Here is a 26512-nt window from a genome sequence, read left to right on the forward strand (position 1 = left end):
CCTAGCACGGCCCCATGCCGCTCTCCAGCGGCGTGCAGGTTCGTACGGTTTCGTCTAGAATAATTCGCCTTTTGGAAAAGCTGAAACGGACCTTTCCCCGCACGATACCAGGAGCACGCAAGCCCAATGGCCCAGCATAACGCCTTCTATGCCCAGTCCGGTGGCGTCACCGCCGTGATCAACGCCAGCGCCTGCGGCGTGATCGAAGCCTGCCGTCAACACGCCGATCACATCGGCAAGGTGTATGCCGGACACAACGGCATCATTGGCGCCCTGACCGAGGACCTGATCGACGTGAGCCAGGAGTCGGACGAAGCGATCGCCGCCCTGCGCCACACGCCCGGCGGCGCCTTCGGCTCCTGCCGCTACAAGCTCAAGGACATCGAGAGCCATCGTGCCCAGTACGAACGCCTGATCGAGGTGTTCAAGGCCCACGACATCCGCTATTTCTTCTACAATGGCGGCGGCGACAGTGCCGACACCTGCCTCAAGGTGTCGCAGCTGTCCGAGAAGATGGGCTATCCGCTGACGGCGATCCACGTACCCAAGACCGTCGACAACGACCTGCCGATCACCGACAACTCACCGGGCTTCGGCAGCGTGGCGAAGTACATCGCCACCTCCACCCTGGAAGCCTCGCTGGACATCGCCTCCATGTGCGCCACTTCCACCAAGGTGTTCGTGCTCGAGGTCATGGGCCGCCATGCCGGCTGGATCGCCGCCGCGGGCGCCCTGGCGGGCGAGGGCGAAGGCGAGCCGCCGCATCTGGTGATCTTCCCCGAAGTACCGTTCGAGCGCAGCAAGGTAATGGCACGGGTCGAGGAGTGCGTGCAGAAGTATGGCTACTGCGTGATCGTGGTCTCCGAAGGCGCTCGCTACGAGGACGGCACCTTCCTCGCCGATTCGGGCAACACCGACGCCTTCGGCCACCGCCAGCTGGGCGGCGTGGCACCCACGCTGGCCGGCATGGTCAAGCAGGACCTTGGCTACAAGTACCACTGGGCCGTGGCCGACTACCTGCAGCGCGCCGCGCGCCACCTGGCATCGCGCACCGACGTCGAGCAGGCCTACGCCGTGGGCCAGTACGCGGTGGAGCTGGCCGTGGCCGGCAAGAACGCCATGATGCCGGCCATCAAGCGCGTCAGCGACACGCCCTATGCGTGGCGCATCGAGGCGGCTCCGCTCTCCGAGGTGGCCAACCGCGAGAAGTTCATGCCGAGCGAATACATCCGCGACGATGGCTTCGGCATCACCGAGGCCTGCCGCCAGTACCTGTCCCCGCTGATCCAGGGCGAGGACTTCCCTCCCTTCGTCAACGGCCTGCCCAAGGTGGCCCAGCTCAAGCTGGCCAAGGTGGAGCGCCGCCTGCCGGAGTTCAAGCTCTAGGCTTCGCACGGCCGGCCACGCGCTGTCAGCCCTGCAAAAACGTGAAGTCCCGGCCCAGGCCGGGACTTCGCATTTTTGACCGGACCGTCTCGGCCAAGAGTCCAGGCTAGCTCAGCGCAGCAGCCATGAGAGCACTAGCAACAGCAGCAGGATGCCGGCAATACCCTGCCAGAAATTGGCCGGTTCGCGCAGCCAGCGGCGCTTCGTCGCCCTGCCCTGCGCCTCCCTTCCATCGTGGTGACGTAGCGCATACAGAAACTCGGACATGCGGCGGTAGCGCAGCGAGCGCTGCGGGTCCAGCGCCCGGCGCAGCGCGTCGTCCAGCAGCGGTGTTACCTCCGGGTTGACCTGCCGGGCGCTGCGATAGCTGAGCCGCTCGATATCGGTATGGCTGCGCAGCTGATCCGGCGTCAGCGCGTAGGGCAGTTCGCCGGTGAACAGCCAATAGATGGTCGACGCCAGCGAGTACTGGTCGCTGCGCCGCCCCACGCTGTCGTTCAGCGCGTACTCAGGGGCGCTGTGCTCGCTCAGGCCCACTTGCCGCGCGAGCTCGCGGGAGCGTCGATGGCCGTCCAGGTCGCGCATATGGCAGGCGCTGAAATCGGTCAGCACCACCTGACCATGCGCATCGATCAAGATGTTCTCAGGATGGATGCGCTGGTGCAGCAGGTCACGATGATGCAGGGCCTGGACTGCCTTGCCGAGCTGCACGGCGATATCGAGCCGCTGGGCCAGGTTGGCCTGGGGATGGCGCCGCGCCCACTCCGCCAGGGTGATGCCTTCCACGTAGACCATCAGGTAATAAAGGAAGCGACGCGGGCGCGAAGGCTCCATCACCCTCACCACGAAGGGCGACTTGACCCGCTCCACTACCCACTGCTGGAGCAGGAAGTGCTCGAGATAGGCGTTGCGGTTGGAGAGCTCGGGGCTTGGCGCCTTCATCACCATCTCGCGCTCGGTGTGGGTATCGCGGACCCGATAGACCCGTGACTGGGCAGTACGTGAGAGCACCTCCTGCACCTCTAGGCCATCGATCCGCTCGCCCGGCGACAGCTCGGGGGGAATCGGCAGGTCGCCGTAGATGCGCCCCGGGTGGTCGCTCTCTTCGCCGGGCAACTGGTCGATCCGGACCAGCTGAAAGCAGAACTGCTCGCCGCCGTAGCCGCGCTCCTGGGCCCGCTCCCTGGCGGCCGAGGCCAGCCGCTCACAGGCCGCGTCGAGGTCGCTGGCATCCTGGCGGATCAGCTGCACGTAGTCCGATGGCATCAGGGTACCGCGCACCGCCTGGGTGGTGAACAGGAAGATGTCGCCCTGCTTGAGCGGCGTGCGCACGTAATCGATATCGATGCTGCCATCGAGTCCCAGCGCCCGCGAGGGGTAGCGATAGCCGCCCAGGTCAGTGATGTGGTCGCGGGTGAGCTGTTCGAACTCGGCGCCACGCAGGCGGAAGACCAGGGTATCGCCCATGTGGAACAGGTGCGCTTCGCGACCTCGGTAAACCATGGCGGAGAGCGACGCTACGTAACTGCCATCCTCGACGAAGGTACTCTGGCTATAGCACCAGCCGTTGAGTGCTCGCAATACCCGGGTGGCGGAGGTCTTAACGTCCCAGTGGTCGGGTGTGGAAAAATAGTCTGCCAGAAACCCGCGCACGCTGAGGTCGCCTGCCTGCTTGGCGATGGCGTTGCGCGAACTGGTGTCACTGATCAGCGCGCACGCGCCCTTGGCGACGAGCTGCCCGGGCTGCTCGGGAATGCGCAACGACATCGAACTGCGGTGGCGTCGGCGATCCGGCGCCACGAAAGCCTGGCCGACGCTCAGTGACAACGGGATGGATGACAAGTCGCGCTCCTTGGAAACGGGATCCGGGGCCCCTTTTGGCGGCCGGGTGGCTGTCCTGGCCGCTTGCGCTCGCCATGATACACATTTGCCCCCGCCGCGACCTGTCAACGAAAGCCCTAGGCAACCGCCACGCGCTTCCTCTCGCCCCTCACCTATGTCGCATTGGTAATCCCCAGGCCGTGTCCGTATAATTCGGCGCATTTGAAGCCAACGCCCCGTGCCGAACGCCTTTTCCGCCAAACGAAGGAAGCGATAATGAACTTCGATCACATCCCCGCCGGCAAGGAACTGCCCAACGACGTGTACGTCGCGATCGAGATCCCCGCGAACCACACGCCGATCAAGTACGAGATCGACAAGGACATGGGTGCCCTCCTGGTCGACCGCTTCATGGCCACGCCAATGTTCTACCCGGCCAACTATGGCTTCATCCCGCACACCCTGGCCGACGACGGCGACCCCCTCGACGCCCTCGTGGTCACGCCATTCCCGGTTCAGCCCGGCAGCGTCATTCGTGCACGCCCGGTCGGCATTCTCAACATGACCGACGAGGCTGGTGAAGACGCCAAGCTGGTGTGCGTGCCCCACGCCAAGCTGACCACCCTGTATGACAACATTCAGGATGTCACCGACCTGCCGGAACTGCTGCGCCAGCAGATCGCCCACTTCTTCGAGAACTACAAGGATCTCGAGAAGGGCAAGTGGGTGAAGGTCGAGTCGTGGGAAGGCGCCGAAGCCGCCCGCAAGGCGATCGAAAAGGCCGTGGCCGCTTACGACAAGGCGTAACCACGCCGCGCCAAGGTATTGTGAACGGGTCGCCCAGGGCGGCCCGTTCTGCGTTTTACTCCAAGGTTCTTGCCCTGGATCATGGGTGGGGCAAGGCAACGCCGCCGACCGCTGCCCTCACGGTTTTACCGCCACGCGCACTGAGGTATGTTAAGGGAACATCGCCCCAGCCAGGGCGAGTGGAACCGAGCCCCTCGAAGCGAGTCACAATGACGCCTGTCTACGTTGCGAGAAAGACGACTGCGATGCCTATCCGCCACCCCCTCTGCCGCCTGCTCCTGCTGCTCTGCCTGCTGGCGCCTGCCCTGGCCCATGCCCAGTGGTTCTCGTCCTCTTCCGGCAGCCAGAGCGACTTCCTGCCGGTGATGGAAGCCTTCCAGCCCAGCGCCTGGCACGACGGCGAGACCCTGTATATCGGCTTCGAGAATGCCGAGGGCTACTACTTGTATCGTCACCAGCTCGGCGTCGAGAGCCGCGACGATGCCTTCGAGGTCGGCGAGCCGGAGATCCCCGCGGGCGAGTTCAAGAGCGACGAGTTCCTCGGCGACGTCTACGTCTTCTACGACCGCGTGGTCTTCGAAGCACCGCTGCAAGGCAGTGCCGAAGGCCCGCTGGACATCACGGTACGTTTCCAGGGCTGCGCCGATGCGGGGCTGTGCTACCCGCCGGAGCGGGTCGAACTCCAGGCGCCCGCCAGCGCCATGCCGGCTACCTTCGTCGGCTGGCGTGACGGCAACGGCTCGGGCGGAAGTGCCGTCACCACGGCTGCCGCCGCCCCGCCCGCCCTGCAAAGCCAGGACGGCCGCTTCAGCAGCCTGATCGGCGAGGCCAGCCTGCCCATGATCCTCGGCCTGTTCCTCCTCGCCGGGCTGGGCCTGACCTTCACCCCCTGCGTGCTGCCGATGGTGCCGATCCTGTCGTCGATCATCGTCGGCCAGAATCCGACACGACCGCGCGCCTTCGCCCTTTCCGCCAGCTATGTGGCTGGCATGTCGCTGACCTACGCCCTGGTCGGCGTGCTGATGGGCCTGTTCGGCGCCGGCCTCAACCTGCAGGCGCATCTGCAGTCGGCCCCGGTGCTGATCGTCTTCGCCCTGCTCTTCACGCTCTTCGCGCTGGCCATGTTCGGTACCTTCGACCTGCGCCTGTCGCCACGCCTGGCGGGGCGCGTCGACGCCTGGCAGGCGCGCGCCCAGCGCAGCGGCCCCCTGGGTCTAGCCGGTGCCGGTTCGCTGTCGGTGCTGGTGGTCTCTCCCTGCGTCTCGGCACCGCTGGCCGGCGCTCTGGTGTTCATCTCCTCTACCGGCGATGCCATGATGGGCGGCGCCGCCCTGCTGGCCCTGGGCCTGGGCATGGGCGTGCCGCTGCTGCTGGTCGGCACCTTCGGCGCCACGGCACTACCGCGCCGCGGCGCCTGGATGAACGGCATTAAGATCGCCTTCGGCATCCTGCTGCTCGGGGTGGCGGTGTGGTTGGTGGAACGCCTGCTGCCGGCCCCCGTCACCCTGCTGCTGTGGGCATCGCTGGCCATTGGCAGCGCCCTGGCGCTCGGCGCGCTGACCTTCAACCAGCCCCAGGGCTGGCCACGAGTGCGCCAAACCGCGGGGCTAATGCTGCTGGCCTGGGGCGTCGTTCTGGTCATCGGAGCCGCACGCGGCGCCCATGACCCCATGCGCCCATTGGCGGCCCCCCTGGCTCAAGCGGTCAGCAGCGATGTCATCGCCATCACCACGGTGGACGATCTCGCCGCACTGGAAGCCACGCTTCAGACCAACACCCGCGAGGGCCGCCCCAGCTTCGTGCACTTCACCGCCGACTGGTGCATCTCGTGCAAGCAGATGGAGCGCCAGGTGTATCCGCTGCCCCAGGTCGCGGAACCGCTGTCCCAGTTTGCGCGTATCAACGTCGACGTAACGCGCGCCAACGCCGCCACCCGCGAGCTTCTCGATCACTTCGGCCTATTCGGCCCGCCCAGCCTGATGTTCTTCAGCGAGGAGAGCGAGATTCGCGAAGCCCGTATCCAAGGTGAGGTACGCGCTCCCGAACTGGCCAGCCACCTCAACAGCGTGCTCGACTGGCTTGATCGCAACGGCAGCTGATTGCACTGGATGGCGCCAGCCGGGATCTCGAACGCTGTTCCTGTCCGGCTGGACATCCCCGGTGATTTTAGGCAAACTCCGCCGACAACGCTTTTAAGGTCGATAGCGTCGGCAAAGTGCATCAACTTGCCGCGATCTATCGAAAGTTGGCTCGGGTTAACAGCACCCAGCCCACCGCTAAACTACCCACCGGTCGAGACAGAGTCATGGATATCCGCAAGGTCAAGAAGCTGATCGAGCTGCTCGAAGAGTCCAACATCAGCGAAATCGAGATCCAGGAAGGCGAGGAGTCAGTACGCATCAGCCGTCACCCCAACGGCGTGAGCTGGCCACAGCCCGCCATGCAGATGCCGTACGCCCAGCCTGCGGCACCCATGCCGGCCGCTGTCGCTCCCGGCGCCGAGCCCGCCCAGGAAGCCGCCGCGGCGCATCAGGGCCACGCCCTGACCTCGCCGATGGTCGGCACCTTCTACCGCAGCCCGGCCCCCGGGTCCAAGGCGTTCGTCGAAGTGGGCCAGAGCGTCAGAAAGGGCGAGACGGTGTGCATCGTCGAAGCCATGAAGATGATGAACCAGATCGAGGCCGATCGTGACGGCGTGATCGCGGCGATCCTGGTCGAGGACGGCGAGCCGGTCGAGTACGACCAGCCGATGCTCATCATTTCCTGATCTTTCACTCGACACTGGCGGACTCCCTATGCTGGACAAGGTTCTCATCGCCAACCGCGGCGAGATTGCCCTGCGTATCCTGCGCGCCTGCAAGGAACTGGGCATCAAGACCGTTGCGGTTCACTCCAAGGCCGATCGCGAGCTGATGCACGTGCGCCTGGCCGACGAGGCCGTGTGCATCGGGCCGGCCCCCTCGGCCCAGTCCTATCTCAACATCCCGGCGCTAATCAGCGCGGCAGAAGTCACCGATTCGAGCGCCATCCACCCCGGCTACGGTTTTCTCTCCGAGAACGCCAACTTCGCCGAGCAGGTGGAACGCTCCGGCTTCGTTTTCATCGGCCCGCGGGCCGACACCATCCGCCTGATGGGCGACAAGGTCAGCGCCATCGAGGCCATGAAGAAGGCTGGGGTACCGACCGTGCCCGGCTCCGATGGCCCGCTAGGCGACGACGAGGCCGAGAACATGGCCATTGCCCGGCGCATCGGCTATCCGGTGATCATCAAGGCCGCCGCCGGCGGCGGCGGGCGCGGCATGCGCGTGGTGCACACCGAGGGCCACCTGCTGTCTGCCATCACCGTGACCCGCACCGAGGCCCATGCCGCCTTCGGCGACGGCACGGTGTACATGGAGAAGTTTCTCGAGCGTCCACGCCACGTCGAGGTACAGGTGCTGGCCGACGGCCAGGGCAACGCCATTCATCTCTACGACCGCGACTGCTCGCTGCAGCGCCGGCACCAGAAGGTGCTCGAAGAGGCGCCTGCCCCCGGTATCGACCCCGAGGCCCGCGCCAACGTGCTGGAAGCCTGTCGCCAGGCCTGCATCGAGATCGACTACCGTGGCGCCGGTACCTTCGAGTTTCTTTACGAAGATGGCAACTTCTTCTTCATCGAGATGAACACCCGTGTCCAGGTGGAGCATCCGGTCACCGAGATGGTCACCGGCGTAGACATCGTGCGCGAACAGCTGCGCATCGCCTCGGGCCTGCCGCTGTCCATTCGCCAGGAGGACGTCAAGCTTAACGGCCATGCGTTCGAATGCCGCATCAACGCCGAGGATGCCCGCACCTTCCTGCCGTCGCCGGGCAAGGTGACCCTTTACCACCCGCCGGGCGGCCTGGGCGTGCGCATGGATTCCCACCTCTACACCGGCTATACCGTGCCGCCCCACTATGACTCGCTGATCGGCAAGCTCATCACCTGGGGCGACAGCCGCGAGATCGCCCTGACGCGCATGCGCAACGGGCTCGACGAGCTGCTGGTGGAAGGCATCAAAACCAACATCGACCTGCACAAGGACCTGGTCCGCGACGGCCATTTCCAGCAGGGCGGCATCAACATTCACTATCTGGAGAAGAAGCTCGCCTCCTGAGCGGGTTCTCTCACCACGGGGTGGCTACGGCCACCCCGTTGCGTTACGCATGGAGACAAGCCGACATGCCCTGGCTGCAACTCAAGGCGCGCATCGCTCCGGAGCAGGCTGAACTGCTCGAGGAGCTGCTGCTGGCCGAAGGCGCCACCGCCATTACCCTGCAGGATGCCCACGACGACCCGGTATTCGAACCGGAGCGCGGTACCACGCCACTGTGGAACGAGACGGTGCTCACCGGCCTCTATGACGATCTGGAAGGGCTGCAGGATATGCTCGAGCGGCTAGCCGCCGCCTGGGCCGAGAGCATGCCCGGTGAACCCTGCCCCGAGATCGAGCATGAACTGGTGGCCGACCGCGACTGGGAGCGCGAATGGATGGAGGATTTCCAGCCGCTGCGCATGGGCCAGCGGCTGTGGATCGTGCCGAGCTGGCACGTACCTCCTGAAGCCGACGCGGTCAACCTGCATCTCGATCCGGGACTCGCCTTCGGCACCGGCACCCACCCCACCACCGCGATGTGCCTGGAGTGGCTCGACGGCCTGGCGCTGGAAGGTGGCCTGGACGGCAAGGCAGTGCTCGACGTGGGCTGTGGTTCGGGCATTCTTGCCATCGCCGCGCTCAAGCTTGGCGCCGCCACGGCCACCGGCACGGACATCGACCCGCAGGCGCTGCAGGCCAGCCGCGACAATGCCGAGCGCAACGACATTGCCGAGGAGGCGTTCACGCTGTGCTATCCCGAACAGTTGGCGGCCAGCCGGCGCTTTCCGGTGGTGGTGGCCAATATCCTGGCCGGCCCGCTGGTCACGCTTGCGCCCACCATCGCCGGCCATGTGGCCCACGGCGGGCGCCTGGCGCTGTCCGGCATCCTGGCGCACCAGGCCGACGAGGTGCTCGACGCCTACCAGGCGCAGGGGCTCAGGATGGAAAACCCCGAGCTGCGCGACGGCTGGGCAAGGCTGAGCGGCTACCGGCCATAGCCTTGACGCACCGATCGACCGAGCGCCGGGCATAGGCTTCACTGCCCGCACCCTCGTCGGCCAGCCCTTCACCCCCATGCGTTAGAGGCGTATGATATGCCCCCCGAATCCTCAGGCCATATCATGACCCCAAGCCGCCCCCTGCCGCAGATCGGCTGCCACCGCCTGCCCAACCGGGTCATTCTCGCCCCGATGGCCGGCGTGACCGATCGGCCGTTCCGCCAGCTCTGCCGCCGCCTCGGCGCCGGGCTGGTCGTGGGCGAGATGGTGACCAGCGACCCTTCGCTCTGGCATACCCGCAAGTCGCGACAGCGGATGGACCATCGCGGCGAACCTGGGCCCAGAGCGATTCAGATCGCCGGCGGCGATGCGGCGATGCTGGCCGAAGCCGCCCGCCTCAACGCTACCCAGGGCGCCGAGATCATCGATCTCAACATGGGCTGCCCCGCGAAGAAGGTTTGCAACAAGGCGGCCGGCTCAGCGCTGCTGCGCGATGAAGCCCTGGTCGGCGAGATCCTCGATGCCGTGGTGGCCGCCGTGGCTGTGCCTGTCACCCTGAAGATCCGCACCGGCTGGTGCGCCGACAGCAACAATGGCGTGCGTATTGCCCATATCGCTCAGGAGGCCGGCATCCAGGCGCTGGCCGTCCACGGCCGCCATCGCCAGCAGCGCTTCAGCGGCGAGGCCGAGTACGACACCATCGCCGCCATCAAGCAGGCGGTGCGCATCCCGGTGTTTGCCAACGGCGATATCGATTCGCCTGAAAAGGCCGCATGGGTTCTGGACTATACTGGGGCGGATGCGGTGATGATCGGCCGCGCCGCCCAGGGTAACCCTTGGCTGTTCCGAGAAATCGACCACTTCCTGCGCCACGGCGAGCGGCGAGCCCCGCCCACCACGGACGAGCGCGCCGAGGTGCTGCACCAGCACGTGAAAGCCCTGCACGACTTCTATGGGGAGCGCATGGGCGTGCGCATCGCGCGCAAGCATCTGGGCTGGTATCTCGCCGCCGACCGGCGCCTCGATGCCGAACAGCAGCATCTGCTCAGAGCGGCATTCAATGGCCTGGAAACGCCCGACGACCAGTATCACTTCATCGATGACCTATTTCGTCCCCGGAGCGAGCGTGAGGCTTCGTGGGCAGCGAACGGAATCCATGCCGCATGAATCGTGACGCTATCAATCCGAACCCGGACCTGACGAATCTCGACGGCGGCGCCTGCGCCGACCTGCCCCCGGAAGCCGCAGCGGTCGCCGCTGCCGCAGCGGGTGGAAGCCTGGCCGAACAGCCCCTGCGCGAAGCCGTGGATGTGGCGATGCGCCGCTACTTCGACCATCTCGATGGCGGTACCGTCACCGATCTCTACGCCATGGTCATGGCCGAAGTGGAGGCCCCACTGATGGCCGCGGTCATGGACTATACCCAAGGCAACCAGACGCGCGCGGCCGAGATCCTGGGACTCAACCGGGGCACGTTGCGCAAGAAGCTCAAGCAGCACGACCTGATCTGACACGGCAGCCGCCCGCCGCCCTTCCTTCACTCCGACTAAGAGTTGCAACGCACCATGGCCGATACTCCCACTCCTTCACCGGTTCGCCGCGCCCTGCTCAGCGTCTCCGACAAGACCGGCATCGTCGACTTCGCCCGGGGCCTCAGTGAACGCGGTGTCGCGCTGCTTTCCACCGGCGGCACCTTCCGCCTGCTGCAGGAAAACGGAATTGCGGTACGCGAAGTATCGGAGCACACCGGCTTCCCCGAGATCATGGACGGTCGGGTCAAGACTCTGCATCCGAAGATCCACGGCGGCATCCTCGGTCGCCGCGGCCAGGACGACGCGGTGATGGCCGAGCACGACATTGCGCCCATCGACATGGTGGTGGTCAACCTCTACCCCTTCGCCCAGACCGTCGCCAAGCCGGACTGCACGCTCGAGGACGCCATCGAAAACATCGACATCGGCGGCCCGACCATGGTGCGCGCCTGTGCCAAGAACCACGCCCACACCACCATCGTGGTGGATGCCGGCGACTATGATCGCGTGCTGGCCGAGATCGACTCGGGCAGCGGCGCGGTGAGCCATGCCACCCGCTTCGACCTGGCAGTGAAGGCCTTCGAGCACACCGCCGGCTACGATGCCGCCATCGCCGACTACCTGGGACAGCGCGTGCCCGGCGGCGAGGATGGCTTCCCGCGCACCTACAACGTGCAGTTCATCAAGAAGCAGGCCATGCGCTATGGCGAGAATCCGCATCAGAGCGCGGCCTTCTACGTCGAGGCCGACGCCCGCGAGGCAAGCGTCGCCACCGCCCGCCAGCTGCAGGGCAAGGAGCTCTCGTTCAACAACGTGGCCGACACCGACGCCGCCTTCGAGTGCGTCAAGAGCTTCACCGACATCGCCTGCGTGATCGTCAAGCACGCCAACCCCTGTGGCGTGGCGGTTGGCGCCTCGCCCCGTGAAGCCTACGACAAGGCCTTCGCCACCGACCCCACCAGCGCCTTCGGCGGCATCATCGCCTTCAACCGCCCGCTGGACGCCGAAACCGCCCGCGCCATTATCGACCGCCAGTTCGTCGAGGTGATCATCGCCCCCGGCGTCGAGGAAGCTGCCCTGGCCATCGTCGCCGAGAAGCAGAACGTGCGCCTGCTCGACGTCGGCGACAACTGGCCCGGCGAGCGTGAGCACGCCCACGACTTCAAGCGCGTCACCGGCGGGCTGCTGGTGCAGGACCGCGACCTCGGCATGGTCGGCCGCGACGAGCTGACCGTGGTCAGCGAGCGCGTGCCCAGCGAGCAGGAGATGCGCGACCTGGCCTTTGCCTGGAAGGTGGCCAAGTACGTCAAGTCCAACGCCATCGTCTACGCCAAGGACGGGCAGACCATCGGCGTCGGCGCCGGCCAGATGAGCCGCGTCTACTCGGCCAAGATCGCCGGTATCAAGGCCGCCGACGAGGGCCTCTCGGTGCCCGGCTCGGTGATGGCCTCGGACGCCTTCTTCCCGTTCCGCGACGGCATCGATGCCGCGGCAGCGGCCGGCATCACCGCGGTGATCCAGCCCGGCGGCTCCATGCGCGACCAGGAAGTGATCGACGCCGCCAACGAGGCAGGCATCGCCATGGTGTTCACCGGGATGCGCCACTTCAAGCATTGAAGTTGTCGGCCGCCGCGCCGCCGTTTTCACTCGCTTGACCACGACACCCCCAGCGGCTCGCGCCGCTGGGGGTGTTCTGTTTTACACGAAGCGCGGTACCCGCCTCGGCGAGACTCTCAGCCCAGATCGAAGCAGAGGTACTTGGTTTCGAGGAATTCTTCGATTCCCTGGTGGCCACCCTCGCGGCCGAGCCCGGAAGCCTTGACGCCTCCGAACGGCGCTGCAGTATTGGAGATCAACCCGGTATTGATGCCCACCATGCCGTACTCCAGCGCATCCGCCACACGCCAGACGCGGCCGAGGTCACGCGAATAGAGATAGGAGGCGAGGCCGTACTCGGTGTCGTTGGCCATCTGCACGGCATCTTCCTCGTCATCGAACGGAAAGACGGCCGCCAGCGGACCGAAGGTTTCCTCCTGGGCCACCTTCATGTCGCCACTGGCGAAGCTGATCAGCGTGGGCGTAAAGAAATTGCCGCCCAGCGGGTGGGGGTGGCCGCCCAGCAGCAGCTCGGCGCCCTTGTCGAGGGCATCGTGCACATGCTCGCTGACCTTGGCCACCGCCTTGTCGTCGATGAGCGGGCCGATGTTGACCTGGGGCTGCGTGCCGTCGCCAACCTTCAGCTCGCTGTTCATGGCCACGGCGAGCTTCTCGCAGAAGGCGTTGATTACGCTGGAATGCACCAGGAAGCGATTGGTGCAGATGCAGGTCTGCCCGGCATTGCGGAACTTGGCTGCCATGGCGCCCTCCACCGCGGCATCCAGGTCGGCGTCCTCGAACACCAGAAACGGCGCATTGCCGCCCAGCTCCAGCGAGATCTTCTGAATGTGCCGCGACGCCTGCGACATCAGCTGGCGCCCCACCTCAGTGGAACCGGTGAAAGTGATCTTGCGCACCAGCGGCGATTCGGTCATCGCCGTGGCGATTTCGCCGGCGCGCCCCGGCACCACGTTGAACACGCCGCGGGGAATGCCGGCCCGCTCGGCCAGCAGCGCCAGGGCCGTCGCCGAGAAGGGGGTCTGGCTGGCCGGCTTGACCACGATGGTACAGCCTGCTGCCAAGGCTGCCCCGGCCTTGCGGGTGATCATGGCAGCGGGAAAGTTCCACGGCGTGATGGCACCGACGACGCCCACCGGCTGCTTGGTGACCACGATGCGCTGGTTGGGCTTGGCGGCAGGAATGGTCTCGCCGTAGATACGCCGCGCCTCCTCGGCATACCAGCGCAGGAAGCTTGCGGCGTAGGCGATCTCTCCGGCCGCCTCCTTGAGCGGCTTGCCCTGCTCGTAGGTCATTAGCAGGGCCAGGTCGTCCTGGTGCTCCATCATCAGGTCGTACCACTTCATCAGGATGTCGGCACGCTCCTGTGCGGTGAGCGCACGCCAGCCGACCAAGGCCGCATCCGCCGCCTCGATGGCGCGCTCGGTCTCGGCACGTCCGAGGCGCGGCACGGTACCGAAGACCTCGCCGGTAGCCGGGTTGGTTACCTCGATCTGCTCGCCGCTGTCTGCGGCGACCCAGCTACCGTCGATATACGCGAAAGGGCAGTAGAGCTGCGTTTCCTTCAGAGCTTCCATGTGTCTCTCCCGGCCATTGGCTGGCCTGTTGTCAATGTGCCTGGGCGCAGGCAGTCCGTTTTGTCTCGCAGCAGCGCATCGCGCCCCTCCCCTGCCGCTCTCATGGTACGGCGGGCTCTAGCATGGCGGTCAGGATGGCGAGAATCAGTGCCAGGGCAATGGCGATCCAGCAGAAGGCCCGACCGGTGTAGCGGTCGGGCTCGCGCCTGATCTGGCGCAGCCCCAGCAGGGCGAACAGGGCCGCCGCAATCGTCAGCGGAGGCAGGCTACCCTCGAACAGCAGGGCCAGCAGCGCCGTAACGATGGCGGTCATGGCCCAGGGGGAGTAGCGCTGGCGCTTGGAAGGAGTGAGGGGATCGCTTGGCAACGGCTTGACTCTCGGCAACTGGCGTTACCCCATGCTAAGCGCAAAGTCGGCGAGACACCAAATTGAGGCCCAGATGAACGCCCGGGCGCCGAGTTCAACCAGTGCGACGCGGCTCCCGGCTCGACGAGAGCGTTACCGAGACGGAATCGGCGAAGCGCAGCGCATGGGGCTTGTCGATCTCCACCTGGGCGGTCAGCACCTGCTGGTGCGACATGATCAGGTCGAGCACCTCACGGGTCATGCGCTCGAGCAGCAGGAAGCGGTTCTCCTCGACCAGGGCAATCAGTGCCTTGGTGATGGTGCGGTAGTTGAGCGCCTGCTCGATCCGGTTGAAGGCCACGGCCTGGTCGGCGCGATAGCGAATCACGGCGTTGATGATCACATCCTGGCGGTTGGCGATCTCGTCTTCCTTGATGCCGATAAAGGTACGCAGCCGCAGGTTCTTGATGCGGATGGTCGCCAGGTCATGGTCGAAGTGCTGGTCGTTCAGCGCATGCAGCGTCATGCTCGTGACTCCGTGGCGGCATTCAATGTAGGGCGACACATCGCTCGCTCTGTCGCGGCATCTGGCTCAGCGTCCACCCACCAGGGTCAGGAACTCCTGTCGCGTGCTCTGCTTCTCACGAAAGGCGCCGAGCATCACCGATGAGGTCATGCTGGAGTTCTGCTTCTCCACGCCGCGCATCATCATGCACAGGTGGCGCGCCTCCACCACTACCGCCACGCCGTGCGCCTGGGTGACCTGCTGCACGGCCTCGGCGATCTGCCGGGTCAGGTTTTCCTGGATTTGCATGCGCCGGGCGTACATGTCCACGATACGGGCAAACTTCGACAGGCCGAGCACCTTGCCGCTGGGCAGGTAGGCGATATGGCACTTGCCGATGAAGGGCAGCAGGTGGTGCTCGCACATGGAGTAGAGCTCGATGTCTTTGACCAGCACCATCTCGTCGGTTTCGGAAGCGAAGACGGCCCCGTTGACGATCTCCTCCAGGGTCTGAGCATAGCCGCGGGTGAGGAACTGCATGGCCTTGGCGGCCCGCTTGGGCGTATCGCGCAACCCTTCTCGTTCGGGGTCTTCGCCCAGGTCGAGGATGATCTGGCGGTAGTAGCTGGCAAGTTCTTCGGTCATGGTCAGGCGATCCTGGTGAAAGCAGAACAGGGGAGTGCGATGGCCTGGCCATCATTGTTATACAAAACATATACAGTTTTATTCGAACGCACAATATGCGTGCCAATAAGCCTGCCATTCTAACGCAAGGGAAGTGGCCATCGCAGTCCCGAAGCGCCACGCAGCGCCCACCGCTGCGGCATTGCAGACGCTGTCGGCAATACGCGGCTATGTTAGACTGCCAATATTGAGGCTGCGCGGTAAGCAGCCGTGTCTATCGAGAGTTTGCTCATGATCAAAATTTCCGACTTGATGACTATGGCTGGCGGTCTGGCGCTGATGACCCTTCCCCTGGTCGCTTCCGCCGCCACCCTCTCGCTGCCAGCCGACGCGCGTCTCGCCATGTCCGTCATCGATGTGGTGTCACTGGACGCCGAGCAGCCCCGCCGCGATGACATCCTGCTGCGCCCGGCCGTTAGCGGCAGTTCACAGGCCAGCCATGAGCTACCGGAATATTGCATTGTGGTGGGTGATGCCAGAGTGGAAGGCGAGCGCATGCGGATCACCACCAAGGCGCTGACTTGCATCCAGACCAACGGCAGCGAGAGCGAGATCTACAGCGGCGAACTCTCGGCGGCAGCCTACGAACAGGATGGTAGCTTCGGCCTGGCGGTCTGCGAGGAAGACCGCTGCAGCGTGACGCCCGACCAGGCCTTCTACCTGCAGCTGGCGAGCCCACTGACCGTCGAGCAGCAGGACAATCCCGGCGCGAGGATCAACGAACAGCGCCGCCAAGCCGATGGCCGAGGCGTGGCCAACCCGATCCCCGCCGAGCGCCCGAACCCCGACGCCAACTGATCCTGCAGGGCGGGTGCATCCAGGATGTGCCCGCTCACGCCAGCCAGCGCGGGCCATGCTCCAGCGCCTGGCGCTGCTGCTCCAGCATCCGGATATGGTCATCCCAGTAGCTAGCCTCGGCCAACCAAGGAAACGCCGGCGGGAAGGCGGGGTCCTCCCAGCGCGCCACCAGCCAGGCGCTGTGGCGCATCAAGCGCAGGGTGCGCAGCGGCTCGATCAGAGCGAGTTCCCTGCGATCGAACTCGCGAAACTGCTCGTAGCCCTCCAGCACCTCGGAAAGCTGCATTCGCCACTCGTCTTCATGCTGCGCGGTCAACAGCATCCATAGATCCTGAATCGCCGGCGCCATCATGCAGTCATCGAAGTCGACCAGGGTGAAGACTTCGTCACGCCCCAGCACGTTGCCGATATGGCAGTCGCCGTGTACGCGTATCGCCCCCCGGCTCACCTCGGCACAAGGCGCCAACGCTTTGCGCAGGGCATCGCTGATGCGCTCGTAGGCCTGGCGCTGGCGCCGGTCGAGCCAGGGGCTTGCCAGCACCTCTCGCTGCGCTTCGCCGGCCATGCCCTCGAAATCGAGGCGCTGGCGATGGACGAAGGCCTTTCGCTCGCTTACGGCATGCAGCTCACCGATCAGCTCGCCCATGGCAAAGAGCTGCGCCGGGTCCTCCAGCTCAGGCGCCTGCCCCGGCACCTGGGCAAAGAGCGCAAAGCGGAACCCTTCCGCCCTATGTAGGGTCCGCCCCTGCTCGTCCTGCCAGGGGGCCGACACGCGCACCCCAGCCGCCTGCAGCTCACGCAGGAAATCGTGCTCTTCCTGGATCTGGCTATCGCTCCAGCGCGCCGGCCGGTAGAACTTGGCGACCCAGCGCCGACCGTCGTCATCGTGCATGAGGAAGACGCGATTCTCGTAGCTGTTCAGCGCATACGGCTCGCCTGGTAGCCAGAAGCCCAAGGATTCCACCACGGAGACGACGCGGGCGGGAGAAAGATCGGCAAATGGGTGAGTGGCGCGCGGCATGAAACTCCTCGGCAAAGCATGGACCACAGGAAACAGGAAGCGACCGGCATGGTAGCAGCATACGGGTCACGCCGTTACCCGCCGGTGGTGGCGACACCGGGTGCAGGCGTACGTGCGAATGCCCACACCTCCACCTCGGTGGCCCCCGCCGCGCGGCAGGCCTCAGCCAGGGCGTCCAGCGTCGCTCCTGTGGTCATGACATCGTCGATGAGCGTAAGCCGCAAGGGCAGAGGCTCTTCGACGTGAAACGCCTGGCGCAGGTTTCGCATGCGCTCGTCGCGGCCAAGGCCGCGCTGAGAGGGCGTGGCCTGGCGGCGCTGTGCCTGGCACAGTGGTAACCCTAGGCGGTGCGCCAGCCGCCGGGTCAGCCACTCGGCCTGGTCGAATCCGCGCTCGCGGGCGCGCTGGCTGTGCAGCGGCACCGGCATCAATGCCTGCGGATGGCGCACCGCTGGTTCCGGCAGGCCACTCAAGAACAGCTCCAACAGCACCGCTCCAGCCCGCGGCGATGCATGAAACTTGAACCGCTGCATGAGCCGCGCCACGTCACCCTCGTAGCGCAACGGCACCCAGGCCCGCCGATAGGCGGGGCACTGCACCAGGCAGCGTCCGCAGCGACGCCCCTCCAGCGAGCCCGGCGGCTTAGGTTCGGCGCACCCCGGGCAGGCCGGCGTATTCCAGCTCAAGGATTCGAAACAGGGCGCACACCAGGAGTGACCCGGCTCGGCCGGCGCCAGGCAGAAATTGCAGCGGCCCGGCATCGCCAGGCGCAACCCACCCTCCAGCCGTTGCCGGAAGCGATGCCAGGCGAGGCTCCGCCAGCCTGCCGTTTGCCAACCCATTCGGCGCTTCACTGCCCCTCCGTCAACATTCACCATTCTCCATGGTTGACAGAAACTCCCGTTGGCGTAATCTCACCGTCAACATTTCGATTTACAAAAGATGACTGCACGACAAGAGGGTGCCATGCCAGCAGAATTCGTCACCTCGCCTGCTCCGACGACATCCACGGTTCGCCATGACTGGACGTTGGAAGAGATTGAAGCGCTGTTTGCCCTGCCCTTCAATGACCTGCTGTTCCAGGCCCAGCAGGTGCATCGCCAGCACTTCGACCCCAACGCGGTGCAGGTGTCTACCCTGCTGTCGATCAAGACAGGCGCCTGTCCGGAGGACTGCAAGTACTGCCCGCAATCCGCCCACTATACGACCGGCCTGGACAAGGAAAAGCTGCTCGCCATCGAAAAAGTCATCGAGCAGGCCAAGGCCGCCCAGGAGGCTGGCGCCAGCCGTTTCTGCATGGGCGCGGCCTGGCGCAGCCCGCGCCAGAAGGACCTGGAGGTGGTGCTGGAGATGGTGCGCCGCGTCAAGGCGCTGGGGCTCGAGACTTGCATGACGCTCGGCATGGTGGACCCCGAGCAGGCGCAGCAGCTGGCGCAGGCCGGGCTGGATTACTACAACCACAACCTCGACACCTCGCCCGACTACTATGGCGAGATCATTACCACGCGCCGCTATACCGACCGGCTCGAGACCCTGGCCAACGTGCGCGATGCCGGCATGAAGGTCTGTGCGGGTGGCATCCTGGGCCTGGGCGAAGCGCCTCGCGACCGCGCCGCGCTGCTGCAGCAGCTGGCCCGACTGCAGCCGCACCCGGAATCCGTGCCGATCAACATGCTGGTCAAGGTAGCCGGCACCCCGCTGGAAGATGTCGAAGACCTGGATCCCCTGGATTTCATCCGTGCCATCGCCGTGGCGCGCATTTTGATGCCAGCCAGCCATGTGCGACTCTCGGCCGGTCGCGAGCAGATGAGCGAATCGACGCAGGCCCTCGCCTTCCTCGCCGGTGCCAATTCGATCTTCTACGGCGAGCGCCTGCTGACCACCGCGAACCCCCAGGCTAGCCGCGATCGCGAGCTGTTCCGCAAGCTTGGCCTACACCCCGAGCGTCGCGACACCTGCCGCGACGACGAGCGACAGCAGGCCGAGCTGGCTTCGGCCGTGGCGCGCCAGGCCGAGCAGGCGCACGTCGCCGCACTGGCCTACGATGCCACCCAGGGCGTCTGACTCATGAACCTCGCCAGCGACGGCTGGGCGTCGCGCCTGGCCGACAGGGCGGCCAGGCGACAGGCAGAAGGCCTCTGGCGGCAGCGTCATTGCTTTGAACAGTCGCCTGCACTATGCGACTTTGCCGGCAACGATTATCTCGGCCTGGCCCGCGACCCCCGGCTTGCCGAAGCCCAGGCCGAGGGCGCCAGGCGCTTCGGCAGCGGTGCCGGCGCCTCGCACCTGGTCAGCGGCCACCTGGCGGTACATGAGGCGCTGGAACAGCGGCTCGCCGCCCTGGTAGGCCGTCCGCGCGCGCTGCTCTTCTCTACCGGCTACATGGCCAATCTCGGCACCCTGCAGGCGCTGTGCGACGACCAGACCCTGGTCTTCCAAGACCGCCTCAACCATGCCTCACTGCTCGACGGCGCGAAGCTGGCCGGGGCTCGCTCCCGGCGCTTCCACCATGGCTCGCTGGAGGACCTGTCGCAACTGCTGAGCCGGGCCCCGGCCGACACCGCCAAGCTCGTGGTCAGCGACGGCGTATTCAGCATGGACGGCGATGTGGCCGACATCGCCGGCCTGAGCACCCTCAGCGCCAGACACGGCGCCTGGCTGATGATCGACGATGCCCATGGATTGGGCGTTCTCGGCCATCAGGGAGACGGCTGCGTAGGACAGCGCCACGGCACGGACCGCGTGCCGGTGCTGGTCGGCACCTTGGGCAAGGCGCTGGGCAGCGGCGGCGCCTTTGTCGCCGGTGACCAGGCCTTGATCGAACACCTGATCCAGTTCGCCCGGCCCTATGTGTACACCACCGCCCAGCCACCAGGCGTGGCTACCGCCACGCTCAAGGCGCTGGACATCCTGGCCGCTGAGCCCGAACGGCGCGAGCGGCTGCATGGCCTGATCGACCATTTCCGCTGCGAGGCGACTCGCCTTGGCCTGCCGTTGATGGCCTCCCCTACTCCCATCCAGCCGCTGCTGCTGCACGACGCCGAGCGCACCCTGCGCTGGGCGCAACGCCTGCGGGAAGCCGGGTTCCTGGTCGGCGCCATCCGTACGCCCACAGTGCCCCTGGGGCAGGCTCGGCTGCGCATCACCCTGAGCGCCTGCCATACGCCGTCGCAGCTCGACAGACTGCTGGAAGCCCTTGCCACCTTGCAAGCGGAGGAGCATCGATGACACGCATCGTCTTGCTCTCGGGCTGGGGTATCGACGCCCATATCTGGCAGCCGCTAGCTCCCTACTGGGAGCCCACCGTACAGGTGACGGCACCCGACTGGCCCGGCTACGGCACGCGGCCACCAGTGGCCCGCCCCAACGATATCGCCGAACTGGCCCATGCCATGGCGGCCGAGCTGCCGGCCGAGGCGCTGTGGGTCGGCTGGTCGCTTGGCGGCCTGCTGGCCGGTACGCTGCTGGCGCATTTACCACCGCCCCGGGGGCTGGTTCTGCTGGGGATGGGCAGCCGCTTCTGCCACCCCGATGGCGTCACCCCAGATGCGCTGGCCCGCTTCCGCCGGGCGTTTTCCCACGATCCCCTGGCCACTTGGCGTCATTTTCTGCGCTGGCAGCTGCGCGGCGAACCCGAGCCACGCGACGCGCTGCGCCGGCTCAGCGGCCTCATCGGCCCCAGCCCCAGGGCGGCGGTTGCCGTGCTCGAAGCCGGCCTCACCCAATTGGCGGAGCTCGACCTCGGCGGCAGGTGGGAAAAGGCGCCTTGCCCCGTGTGGCAGGTGGCCGGCGCCCAGGACCCGCTGCTTGCCACCGCGAACCGGTTGCCTGACAGCATCACCCTGGAAGGGAGCGGCCACTGTCCGATGCTGTCGGCGCCCACCCGGCTGACTCGAACGCTGGAAACCCTCGCCCTGGCGGCCTGCGAAGCGCCTGATGCACCGACCCACAAGAACCCGGAGCCTATCGATGAGCCATGCAGCTCGCCTTTCTGACTTGACGACAGGCCATGACAGCACCTGGCGCCGGCAGGTTGCCGATGCCTTCAGCCATGCCTCGGGCCGGTACGAGCAGCTGGCCGGCGCCCAGCAGGCGCTGGGACAGGCGCTGTGGCAACGACTGCCGTCGCAGGCGGGCGCCATCCTCGACCTGGGCTGTGGGCCAGGCCACTGGAGCCAACGGCTGCAAACCCGCTTCGGCCCGAACTGCCGCATCATCGGGTTAGACATTGCCCCCGGCATGCTCGCCACGGCGCAAGCACGGCATGGCGAGGCGGTACAGTGGCTGCAGGCCGATGCCGCCGCCTTGCCGATCGCACCGGCCTCGCTCGACCTCGTGTTCTCCAATCTGGCCCTCCAGTGGTGCCTTGACCTAGAGGCCGTCTTCACAGAGCTGCACCGGGTGCTGCGGCCCGGCGGCAAGGCGCTGATCAACACCCTGGGGCCCGGCACGCTGCAGGAGATCGGCCATGCCTGGGGGTGCACCGCATCACAGCTCGACTTCCGCAGCGCCGATGCCCACCGGAAAGCCGCCATCCGGGCGCGCTTCGCTGGCATGCAGGTGATCGAACATCAGGCTCGCTTCCACTATGCCGACCTAGGCGGTGTGATGGCCTCACTCAAGGGGGTGGGGGCGCATACGCGCCGTCCTGGTGCTCCGCCTGGGCGCGCCGCCCTGCAACAGGCACGCGCCCGCTACGAAGCCCTGCGTGAGCCGGCGGGCCTGCCGGTGACCTACGCTTGTCTGACCCTAGTGCTCGACAAGGACACAATGCCATGACGCGCTATTTTGTGACCGGCACCGACACCGACGCCGGCAAGACGCTGGTCAGCGCCGGGCTGCTGGCCCTGGCCCGTTCACGCGGCTTAACCACGCTCGGACTCAAGCCAATTGCCTCCGGCTCGCTGCCAACCCCTGATGGACTGCGCAACGACGATGCGCTGGCCCTGCAGGCGCGCAGCGTGCCGCCCGTCGCCTATGACCTGGTCAACCCCTTCGCCTTCGAACCGGCTATCGCGCCGCACCTGGCCGCCCGTCAGGCCGGCGCCGAACTCGACCTTGCCGGCCTGTGTGCCCATCTCAGCCCCCTGCTCCGTGAGCAGCGCGACCTGATCCTCGTGGAAGGCGCGGGCGGCTGGCGCGTTCCGCTCAATGAGCGGGAAGAGCTGGCCGGGCTCGCCTTGGCGCTCGAATTGCCAGTGATCCTGGTCGTCGGCCTCAAGCTGGGCTGCCTCAATCACGCACGGTTGACCGCCGAAGCAATACGCGCCGACGGCGCTCGGCTGGCAGGCTGGGCTGGCAGCGTCGTCGATGCGGCCTTTGCCCGGGACGCTGCGCTGTTTGCCGATAACCTGGCCACCTTGGAGCGCACCCTTGGCGCCCCTTGCCTCGGCGTGGTGCCACGCCTGAACCGGGTGAAGGCCGCCAGGCGCCCAGAGGCCGCCATCGCCTACCTCGAGCTGCCGCATGGCAATTGACTTGCGAGCATGTGTCCGTACAATGTGGACGCCTGCACAACCCTGCGGATGTGGTGGAATTGGTAGACACGCCAGATTTAGGTTCTGGTGCCTTCGGGCGTGGGAGTTCAAGTCTCCCCATCCGCACCATTCATGTTATTCCTTCTCTGTACCCTGCGGCGGCCGTTCTCCTCGCCCCGCTTCATTACCGCCCGTTTCATTGATACTCGTTCGTCATGCTCCTGCCGCACCCCTGGTTGACGGCCACGTGTCGCGCGCCTCGTTCGCCCATCCGCTCGTTCCGGCTCTTTCGGAGGCCCGATGATATCCCCCGTCTGGCACCCCTATGCCCACCTGTCGACCCAGCCCCGCCCGCCCAAGGTCGTCGGTGGCCAGGGCCCGCGCTTCATGCTGGAGGGCGGCGAAATGCTGCTCGATGCCACCTGCTCCTGGTGGTGCATGATCCATGGCTATGGCCACCCCCGGCTGGTGGCCGCGCTGAAGGAGCAGGCCGACATCCTTTGCCATGTGATGCTTGGCGGCCTGACCCATGAGCCCGCCGACCGGCTCGCGAGAGAGCTAGTGCGAATCACGCCCACGGGGCTTAACCATGTGTTCTTCTCCGATAGCGGGTCGGTGGGCATGGAAGTGGCGATGAAGATGGCCGTGCAGTATCACCACCTGCGTGGCAAGCCTGAAAAGCACCGCATGTTGTCGCTGATGAAGGCTTACCATGGCGACACCAGCGGCTGCATGGCGGTCTGCGATCCCGAAGAAGGCATGCATTCACTGTTTGCAGGGTACCTCCCGCAGCACCACTTCGCCCCGGCGCCCACCGCACCGTTCAGCGCTTCCCCCGACGAAGCCGAGGCGGACCTAGCCCGCCTGCGCACGGCGCTGGAACGTCATCACCACGAAACCGCCGCCCTGCTGATGGAGCCGCTGCTGCAGGCGGCCGGCGGCCTCAATATGACCTCACCGCACTATCTGCGCGGCGCCCGCGCCCTGTGCGACGAGTTCGACGTGCTGCTGGTATTCGACGAGGTCGCCACCGGGTTCGGGCGCACCGGCAAGCGGTTCGCGGCTGACCACGCGCAGGTGACGCCGGACATCATGGTGCTCTCCAAGGGACTCACCGGTGGCTACCTGGGCCATGCCGCCACGTTGGCCACCGACCGAGTGCATAACGCCTTCATCGGTGACTCGCCGCAGCATGCCTTCATGCACGGGCCCACCTTCATGGGTAACCCGCTGGCCTGCCGTGTGGCGCTGGAAAGCCTGGCCGTCTTCGAGGATGAGGACTATCTGGGCAAAATCGCCCGGCTCAATGCGCTGCTGGACCAGGAGCTGGAGCAGGACCGCGCCCTGCGCTCGCACCCCGCGGTAGAGGACGTGCGCGTGTTGGGGGCCACGGCGGTGATCGAGGTAAAGGACGCCGCCGCACTCGCTGGGGTGGCCGACCATGCCAGGACCCATGGGGTCTGGCTTCGCCCGTTCGGCCGATGGCTGTATACCATGCCCGCCTATATCACCTCCGAGGCGGAAATGCGTCAGATCACTGACGTGATGAAGAGCTGGTTTCGCTGACAGCAAGACGCCGCTCTCAACGAGAGAGCGGCGCCGCGGTTTGATAACTGTCTGCCAGGGGTATTAGGCCATCGCAGGCTGAGCGTAGGAGATCGGCGACGCTTCGCGTTCGGTTTCGAAGGTCACGACCTCGTAGGCGTCCGGCTGGGCCAGCAAGGCGCGGCACAGCTGGTTGTTCAGCGCATGCCCCGACTTCACACCGCGGAACTCGCCGATCAGGCTATGGCCCAGCAGGTAGAGATCGCCAATCGCATCGAGCACCTTGTGCTTGACGAACTCATCCTCGTAACGCAGCCCGCCTTCGTTGACGATGCGATAGTCATCGACCACGATGGCATTGTCCAGACTGCCACCCAGCGCCAGATTGTTGGCGCGAAGGTACTCGAGGTCGCGCATGAAGCCAAAGGTACGGGCCCGTGACACTTCCTTGACGAAGGAAGTTGTGGAGAAATCGACCACGGCGGTCTGCTTCTGGTCTTCGAACACCGGGTGATCGAACTCGATGGCAAACGAAACCTTGAAGCCGCGATGCGGCAGGAAGCGCGCTTCCTTGCCGTTCTCCTGCACCACCACCTCACGCTTGATGCGGATGAACTTCTTGGCCGCTTCCTGCTCGGCAATACCGGCCGACTGGATCAGGAAGACGAAAGGGCCCGCGCTACCGTCCATGATCGGCACTTCAGGAGCGCTGAGATCCACATAGACGTTGTCGATACCGAGACCCGCCAGCGCCGACATCAGGTGTTCGACCGTCGCCACCTTGACGCCATCCTTGGAAAGGGCGGTGCACAGGGTGGTATCGGTGACCAGCGAGGCGTTGGCGGGAATCAGCACCTCCGGCTCGAGGTCGGTACGCACGAACACGATGCCGGTATTTACCGGCGCCGGGCGCAGGGTCAGATAGACCTTCTTGCCCGAGTGGAGACCCACGCCGGTGGCGCGGATGGTATTTTGCAGGGTTCGTTGTCTGATCATGGGCAGTAGCCAGGCAGTTATTAGTTATCAAACACCGTTCACTATAACACCGAACGCACGTTTCAACAAAAAGAACCTTCCTGGCCATGCCTAATCATCCGATAGCAATCTTCAATCAGCCTGTCGGCGCAGGAAAGCCGGGATGTCCAGGTAGTCGTCAAGCTCGTGCGGTGCACGACGCTTCTCGGGCTGGGGCTTCACCGCCTCCTGGGGCTCGGCCTTGGCCACCGCGCTCTGCTGGCGCAGCGACGGCTGCGCACGCTGACGGTACTCTCCCGCCTCGGGGCGCTTGGCCGGCTCGCGCCCTGCCGCCTTCTGCTGACGACCCTCCAGCCCCGCCGCCACCACGGTGACACGCAGCTCGTCCGACATTTCCATGTCGATGGAAGTACCGACCACGATGGTGGCGTCCTGGGAGGCGAACTCCTGGACGGTGGCACCTACATCGTTGAATTCGCCGATGGAGAGGTCCGGGCCAGCGGTGATGTTGACCAGGATACCGCGCGCGCCGTGCAGGTCGATGTCCTCCAGCAGCGGGCTGCGGATGGCCTTCTCGGCGGCTTCGCGAGCGCGATTCTCGCCAGTGGCGCCGCCGGTGCCCATCATCGCCATGCCCATCTCGGACATCACGGTACGCACATCGGCAAAGTCCACGTTGATGATGCCGGGGCTGGTAATCAGTTCGGCGATCCCCTGCACGGCGCCCAGCAGCACGTCGTTGGCCGCGCTGAACGCGGTCAGCAGGCTGGCATTCTTGCCCAGCACCGACAGCAGCTTTTCGTTGGGAATGGTGATCAGCGAGTCGACGTGCTCGGAGAGCTCCTTCATGCCCTCTTCGGCAACGCGCATGCGCTTGGGGCCCTCGAAGGGGAACGGCCGGGTGACGACAGCCACGGTGAGTATGCCGAGCTCCTTCGCCACCTGCGCTACGACAGGCGCACCGCCGGTACCGGTACCGCCGCCCATGCCCGCCGTGATGAAGACCATGTCGGCACCACTGAGCAGCTCGGCGATGCGGTCTCGATCTTCCATGGCGGCCTGGCGCCCGACCTCGGGGTTGGCACCTGCACCCAGCCCCTTGGTGATCTCATTGCCGAGCTGGAGCACAGTCTTGGCCGAGACCCGCTTCAGCGCCTGGGCATCCGTGTTGGCACAGATGAATTCGACACCTTCGATGTTGCTCTCGACCATGTGGTTGACGGCATTGCCGCCACCACCACCCACGCCGACGACCTTGATGACCGCACTGCTCGAGGGTGCGCTATCTACCAGTTCGAACATAAGCCCCGT

General features: G+C 65.8%; 25 protein-coding genes and 1 tRNA gene. 17 read left to right on the forward strand and 9 right to left on the reverse strand.

The genetic code is table 11. The features are described 5' to 3' along the window. The first annotated feature begins 126 nt into the window (after nucleotides 1-126). Complete coding sequence (locus tag ACT7B3_RS11125) at nucleotides 127-1386, forward strand: 6-phosphofructokinase (protein WP_445157989.1); 1260 nt, start codon at nucleotides 127-129, stop codon at nucleotides 1384-1386. Between the two features lie 111 nt (nucleotides 1387-1497). Here the strand turns inward: ACT7B3_RS11125 and ACT7B3_RS11130 are convergent, their stop codons facing one another. After that, nucleotides 1498-3153, reverse strand: coding sequence for a protein kinase domain-containing protein (locus ACT7B3_RS11130; protein ID WP_445158872.1), 1656 nt, complete (start codon nucleotides 3151-3153; stop codon nucleotides 1498-1500). Nucleotides 3154-3483: 330 nt separating this feature from the next. Between ACT7B3_RS11130 and ppa the strand changes: the two genes are divergently transcribed. The 8 genes from ppa (at nucleotide 3484) to purH (ending at nucleotide 12276) form a co-directional block, all read left to right on the forward strand. Beyond that, nucleotides 3484-4014: an inorganic diphosphatase gene (ppa, locus tag ACT7B3_RS11135; RefSeq protein WP_445157990.1), complete on the forward strand. Its 531-nt coding sequence runs from the start codon at nucleotides 3484-3486 to the stop codon at nucleotides 4012-4014. Nucleotides 4015-4259: 245 nt separating this feature from the next. Further along, complete coding sequence (gene dsbD, locus ACT7B3_RS11140; protein WP_445157991.1) at nucleotides 4260-6113, forward strand: protein-disulfide reductase DsbD; 1854 nt, start codon at nucleotides 4260-4262, stop codon at nucleotides 6111-6113. Nucleotides 6114-6319: 206 nt separating this feature from the next. Then, the gene (gene accB, locus ACT7B3_RS11145; RefSeq protein WP_445157992.1) at nucleotides 6320-6781 is read left to right on the forward strand and encodes an acetyl-CoA carboxylase biotin carboxyl carrier protein; all 462 of its coding nucleotides are present in this window, start codon (nucleotides 6320-6322) and stop codon (nucleotides 6779-6781) included. A gap of 28 nt (nucleotides 6782-6809) precedes the next feature. Then, nucleotides 6810-8150: an acetyl-CoA carboxylase biotin carboxylase subunit gene (gene accC, locus ACT7B3_RS11150; protein WP_445157993.1), complete on the forward strand. Its 1341-nt coding sequence runs from the start codon at nucleotides 6810-6812 to the stop codon at nucleotides 8148-8150. A 65-nt stretch (nucleotides 8151-8215) separates the two neighbouring features. After that, complete coding sequence (prmA, locus tag ACT7B3_RS11155) at nucleotides 8216-9127, forward strand: 50S ribosomal protein L11 methyltransferase (protein WP_445157994.1); 912 nt, start codon at nucleotides 8216-8218, stop codon at nucleotides 9125-9127. A gap of 123 nt (nucleotides 9128-9250) precedes the next feature. Further along, nucleotides 9251-10294, forward strand: a complete 1044-nt coding sequence (gene dusB, locus ACT7B3_RS11160) for a tRNA dihydrouridine synthase DusB (RefSeq protein ID WP_445157995.1) — start codon at nucleotides 9251-9253, stop codon at nucleotides 10292-10294. Next, nucleotides 10291-10638 carry a DNA-binding transcriptional regulator Fis gene (fis, locus tag ACT7B3_RS11165; RefSeq protein WP_444677313.1) on the forward strand — a complete coding sequence of 116 codons (348 nt, stop codon included), beginning with the start codon at nucleotides 10291-10293 and terminating at the stop codon, nucleotides 10636-10638. Before dusB ends, fis begins: the two co-directional genes overlap by 4 nt. A gap of 54 nt (nucleotides 10639-10692) precedes the next feature. After that, nucleotides 10693-12276, forward strand: coding sequence for a bifunctional phosphoribosylaminoimidazolecarboxamide formyltransferase/IMP cyclohydrolase (gene purH, locus ACT7B3_RS11170; protein ID WP_445157996.1), 1584 nt, complete (start codon nucleotides 10693-10695; stop codon nucleotides 12274-12276). Between the two features lie 116 nt (nucleotides 12277-12392). On the opposite strand, the gene ACT7B3_RS11175 is transcribed toward purH, so the two are convergent. From ACT7B3_RS11175 to folE, 4 genes are all read right to left on the reverse strand, one after another. Next, a complete protein-coding gene (locus ACT7B3_RS11175) occupies nucleotides 12393-13850 on the reverse strand; it encodes an NAD-dependent succinate-semialdehyde dehydrogenase (protein WP_445157997.1) in 1458 nt (485 codons plus the stop codon). Nucleotides 13851-13950: 100 nt separating this feature from the next. Next, nucleotides 13951-14217, reverse strand: coding sequence for a hypothetical protein (locus tag ACT7B3_RS11180; RefSeq protein ID WP_445157998.1), 267 nt, complete (start codon nucleotides 14215-14217; stop codon nucleotides 13951-13953). A gap of 94 nt (nucleotides 14218-14311) precedes the next feature. Further along, nucleotides 14312-14722, reverse strand: a complete 411-nt coding sequence (gene folX, locus ACT7B3_RS11185) for a dihydroneopterin triphosphate 2'-epimerase (protein WP_444677311.1) — start codon at nucleotides 14720-14722, stop codon at nucleotides 14312-14314. A gap of 66 nt (nucleotides 14723-14788) precedes the next feature. After that, on the reverse strand, nucleotides 14789-15346 hold the full coding sequence (gene folE / locus ACT7B3_RS11190) for a GTP cyclohydrolase I FolE (protein ID WP_444677310.1): 558 nt from the start codon (nucleotides 15344-15346) through the stop codon (nucleotides 14789-14791). 270 nt (nucleotides 15347-15616) lie between these two features. Here folE and ACT7B3_RS11195 point away from each other — a divergent pair, with 270 nt between their 5' ends. Next, a complete protein-coding gene (locus tag ACT7B3_RS11195) occupies nucleotides 15617-16183 on the forward strand; it encodes a hypothetical protein (RefSeq protein WP_445157999.1) in 567 nt (188 codons plus the stop codon). Nucleotides 16184-16217: 34 nt separating this feature from the next. On the opposite strand, the gene ACT7B3_RS11200 is transcribed toward ACT7B3_RS11195, so the two are convergent. Both ACT7B3_RS11200 and ACT7B3_RS11205 read right to left on the reverse strand, forming a co-directional pair. Continuing rightward, a complete protein-coding gene (locus ACT7B3_RS11200; RefSeq protein WP_444677308.1) occupies nucleotides 16218-17204 on the reverse strand; it encodes a serine/threonine protein kinase in 987 nt (328 codons plus the stop codon). Nucleotides 17205-17278: 74 nt separating this feature from the next. Then, a complete protein-coding gene (locus tag ACT7B3_RS11205) occupies nucleotides 17279-18046 on the reverse strand; it encodes a ComF family protein (protein ID WP_445158000.1) in 768 nt (255 codons plus the stop codon). Nucleotides 18047-18170: 124 nt separating this feature from the next. On the opposite strand from ACT7B3_RS11205, the gene bioB reads away from it, so the two are divergent. The 7 genes from bioB to bioA all read left to right on the forward strand — a co-directional run bounded on the left by bioB (nucleotide 18171) and on the right by bioA (nucleotide 24247). Next, nucleotides 18171-19268 (forward strand): biotin synthase BioB, encoded by a 1098-nt coding sequence (gene bioB / locus ACT7B3_RS11210; protein WP_445158001.1) that lies wholly within the window; start codon nucleotides 18171-18173, stop codon nucleotides 19266-19268. Nucleotides 19269-19271: 3 nt separating this feature from the next. Beyond that, nucleotides 19272-20432, forward strand: coding sequence for an 8-amino-7-oxononanoate synthase (gene bioF / locus ACT7B3_RS11215; protein WP_444677307.1), 1161 nt, complete (start codon nucleotides 19272-19274; stop codon nucleotides 20430-20432). Continuing rightward, a complete protein-coding gene (locus tag ACT7B3_RS11220) occupies nucleotides 20429-21199 on the forward strand; it encodes an alpha/beta fold hydrolase (RefSeq protein WP_444677306.1) in 771 nt (256 codons plus the stop codon). The genes bioF and ACT7B3_RS11220 overlap by 4 nt, the downstream gene beginning before the upstream one ends. After that, entirely contained in the window at nucleotides 21174-21983 is an 810-nt protein-coding gene (locus ACT7B3_RS11225) for a methyltransferase domain-containing protein (RefSeq protein WP_445158002.1), read from the forward strand. The genes ACT7B3_RS11220 and ACT7B3_RS11225 overlap by 26 nt, the downstream gene beginning before the upstream one ends. After that, the gene (gene bioD / locus ACT7B3_RS11230) at nucleotides 21980-22681 is read left to right on the forward strand and encodes a dethiobiotin synthase (protein WP_445158003.1); all 702 of its coding nucleotides are present in this window, start codon (nucleotides 21980-21982) and stop codon (nucleotides 22679-22681) included. Before ACT7B3_RS11225 ends, bioD begins: the two co-directional genes overlap by 4 nt. Before the next feature lie 44 nt (nucleotides 22682-22725). Further along, nucleotides 22726-22810, forward strand: a tRNA-Leu gene (locus tag ACT7B3_RS11235). Between the two features lie 171 nt (nucleotides 22811-22981). Further along, complete coding sequence (bioA, locus tag ACT7B3_RS11240; RefSeq protein WP_445158004.1) at nucleotides 22982-24247, forward strand: adenosylmethionine--8-amino-7-oxononanoate transaminase; 1266 nt, start codon at nucleotides 22982-22984, stop codon at nucleotides 24245-24247. Between the two features lie 63 nt (nucleotides 24248-24310). Here the strand turns inward: bioA and lpxC are convergent, their stop codons facing one another. Both lpxC and ftsZ read right to left on the reverse strand, forming a co-directional pair. Continuing rightward, a complete protein-coding gene (lpxC, locus tag ACT7B3_RS11245) occupies nucleotides 24311-25222 on the reverse strand; it encodes a UDP-3-O-acyl-N-acetylglucosamine deacetylase (protein ID WP_444677304.1) in 912 nt (303 codons plus the stop codon). A 111-nt stretch (nucleotides 25223-25333) separates the two neighbouring features. Next, nucleotides 25334-26503, reverse strand: a complete 1170-nt coding sequence (gene ftsZ, locus ACT7B3_RS11250; protein WP_444677303.1) for a cell division protein FtsZ — start codon at nucleotides 26501-26503, stop codon at nucleotides 25334-25336. Between the last annotated feature and the right edge of the window lie 9 nt (nucleotides 26504-26512).

Source organism: Halomonas sp. E14, assembly GCF_052568415.1.

Bases quoted from the DNA above. Each gene is read 5' to 3' on its own strand.
- ACT7B3_RS11125 (WP_445157989.1), top strand. From the start codon at position 127: ATGGCCCAGCATAACGCCTTCTATGCCCAGTCCGGTGGCGTCACCGCC.
- ACT7B3_RS11130 (WP_445158872.1), bottom strand. From the start codon at position 3,153: ATGTCGTTGCGCATTCCCGAGCAGCCCGGGCAGCTCGTCGCCAAGGGC.
- ppa (WP_445157990.1), top strand. From the start codon at position 3,484: ATGAACTTCGATCACATCCCCGCCGGCAAGGAACTGCCCAACGACGTG.
- dsbD (WP_445157991.1), top strand. From the start codon at position 4,260: ATGCCTATCCGCCACCCCCTCTGCCGCCTGCTCCTGCTGCTCTGCCTG.
- accB (WP_445157992.1), top strand. From the start codon at position 6,320: ATGGATATCCGCAAGGTCAAGAAGCTGATCGAGCTGCTCGAAGAGTCC.
- accC (WP_445157993.1), top strand. From the start codon at position 6,810: ATGCTGGACAAGGTTCTCATCGCCAACCGCGGCGAGATTGCCCTGCGT.
- prmA (WP_445157994.1), top strand. From the start codon at position 8,216: ATGCCCTGGCTGCAACTCAAGGCGCGCATCGCTCCGGAGCAGGCTGAA.
- dusB (WP_445157995.1), top strand. From the start codon at position 9,251: ATGACCCCAAGCCGCCCCCTGCCGCAGATCGGCTGCCACCGCCTGCCC.
- fis (WP_444677313.1), top strand. From the start codon at position 10,291: ATGAATCGTGACGCTATCAATCCGAACCCGGACCTGACGAATCTCGAC.
- purH (WP_445157996.1), top strand. From the start codon at position 10,693: ATGGCCGATACTCCCACTCCTTCACCGGTTCGCCGCGCCCTGCTCAGC.
- ACT7B3_RS11175 (WP_445157997.1), bottom strand. From the start codon at position 13,850: ATGGAAGCTCTGAAGGAAACGCAGCTCTACTGCCCTTTCGCGTATATC.
- folX (WP_444677311.1), bottom strand. From the start codon at position 14,722: ATGACGCTGCATGCGCTGAACGACCAGCACTTCGACCATGACCTGGCG.
- folE (WP_444677310.1), bottom strand. From the start codon at position 15,346: ATGACCGAAGAACTTGCCAGCTACTACCGCCAGATCATCCTCGACCTG.
- ACT7B3_RS11195 (WP_445157999.1), top strand. From the start codon at position 15,617: ATGATCAAAATTTCCGACTTGATGACTATGGCTGGCGGTCTGGCGCTG.
- ACT7B3_RS11200 (WP_444677308.1), bottom strand. From the start codon at position 17,204: ATGCCGCGCGCCACTCACCCATTTGCCGATCTTTCTCCCGCCCGCGTC.
- ACT7B3_RS11205 (WP_445158000.1), bottom strand. From the start codon at position 18,046: ATGGGTTGGCAAACGGCAGGCTGGCGGAGCCTCGCCTGGCATCGCTTC.
- bioB (WP_445158001.1), top strand. From the start codon at position 18,171: ATGCCAGCAGAATTCGTCACCTCGCCTGCTCCGACGACATCCACGGTT.
- bioF (WP_444677307.1), top strand. From the start codon at position 19,272: ATGAACCTCGCCAGCGACGGCTGGGCGTCGCGCCTGGCCGACAGGGCG.
- ACT7B3_RS11220 (WP_444677306.1), top strand. From the start codon at position 20,429: ATGACACGCATCGTCTTGCTCTCGGGCTGGGGTATCGACGCCCATATC.
- ACT7B3_RS11225 (WP_445158002.1), top strand. From the start codon at position 21,174: ATGAGCCATGCAGCTCGCCTTTCTGACTTGACGACAGGCCATGACAGC.
- bioD (WP_445158003.1), top strand. From the start codon at position 21,980: ATGACGCGCTATTTTGTGACCGGCACCGACACCGACGCCGGCAAGACG.
- bioA (WP_445158004.1), top strand. From the start codon at position 22,982: ATGATATCCCCCGTCTGGCACCCCTATGCCCACCTGTCGACCCAGCCC.
- lpxC (WP_444677304.1), bottom strand. From the start codon at position 25,222: ATGATCAGACAACGAACCCTGCAAAATACCATCCGCGCCACCGGCGTG.
- ftsZ (WP_444677303.1), bottom strand. From the start codon at position 26,503: ATGTTCGAACTGGTAGATAGCGCACCCTCGAGCAGTGCGGTCATCAAG.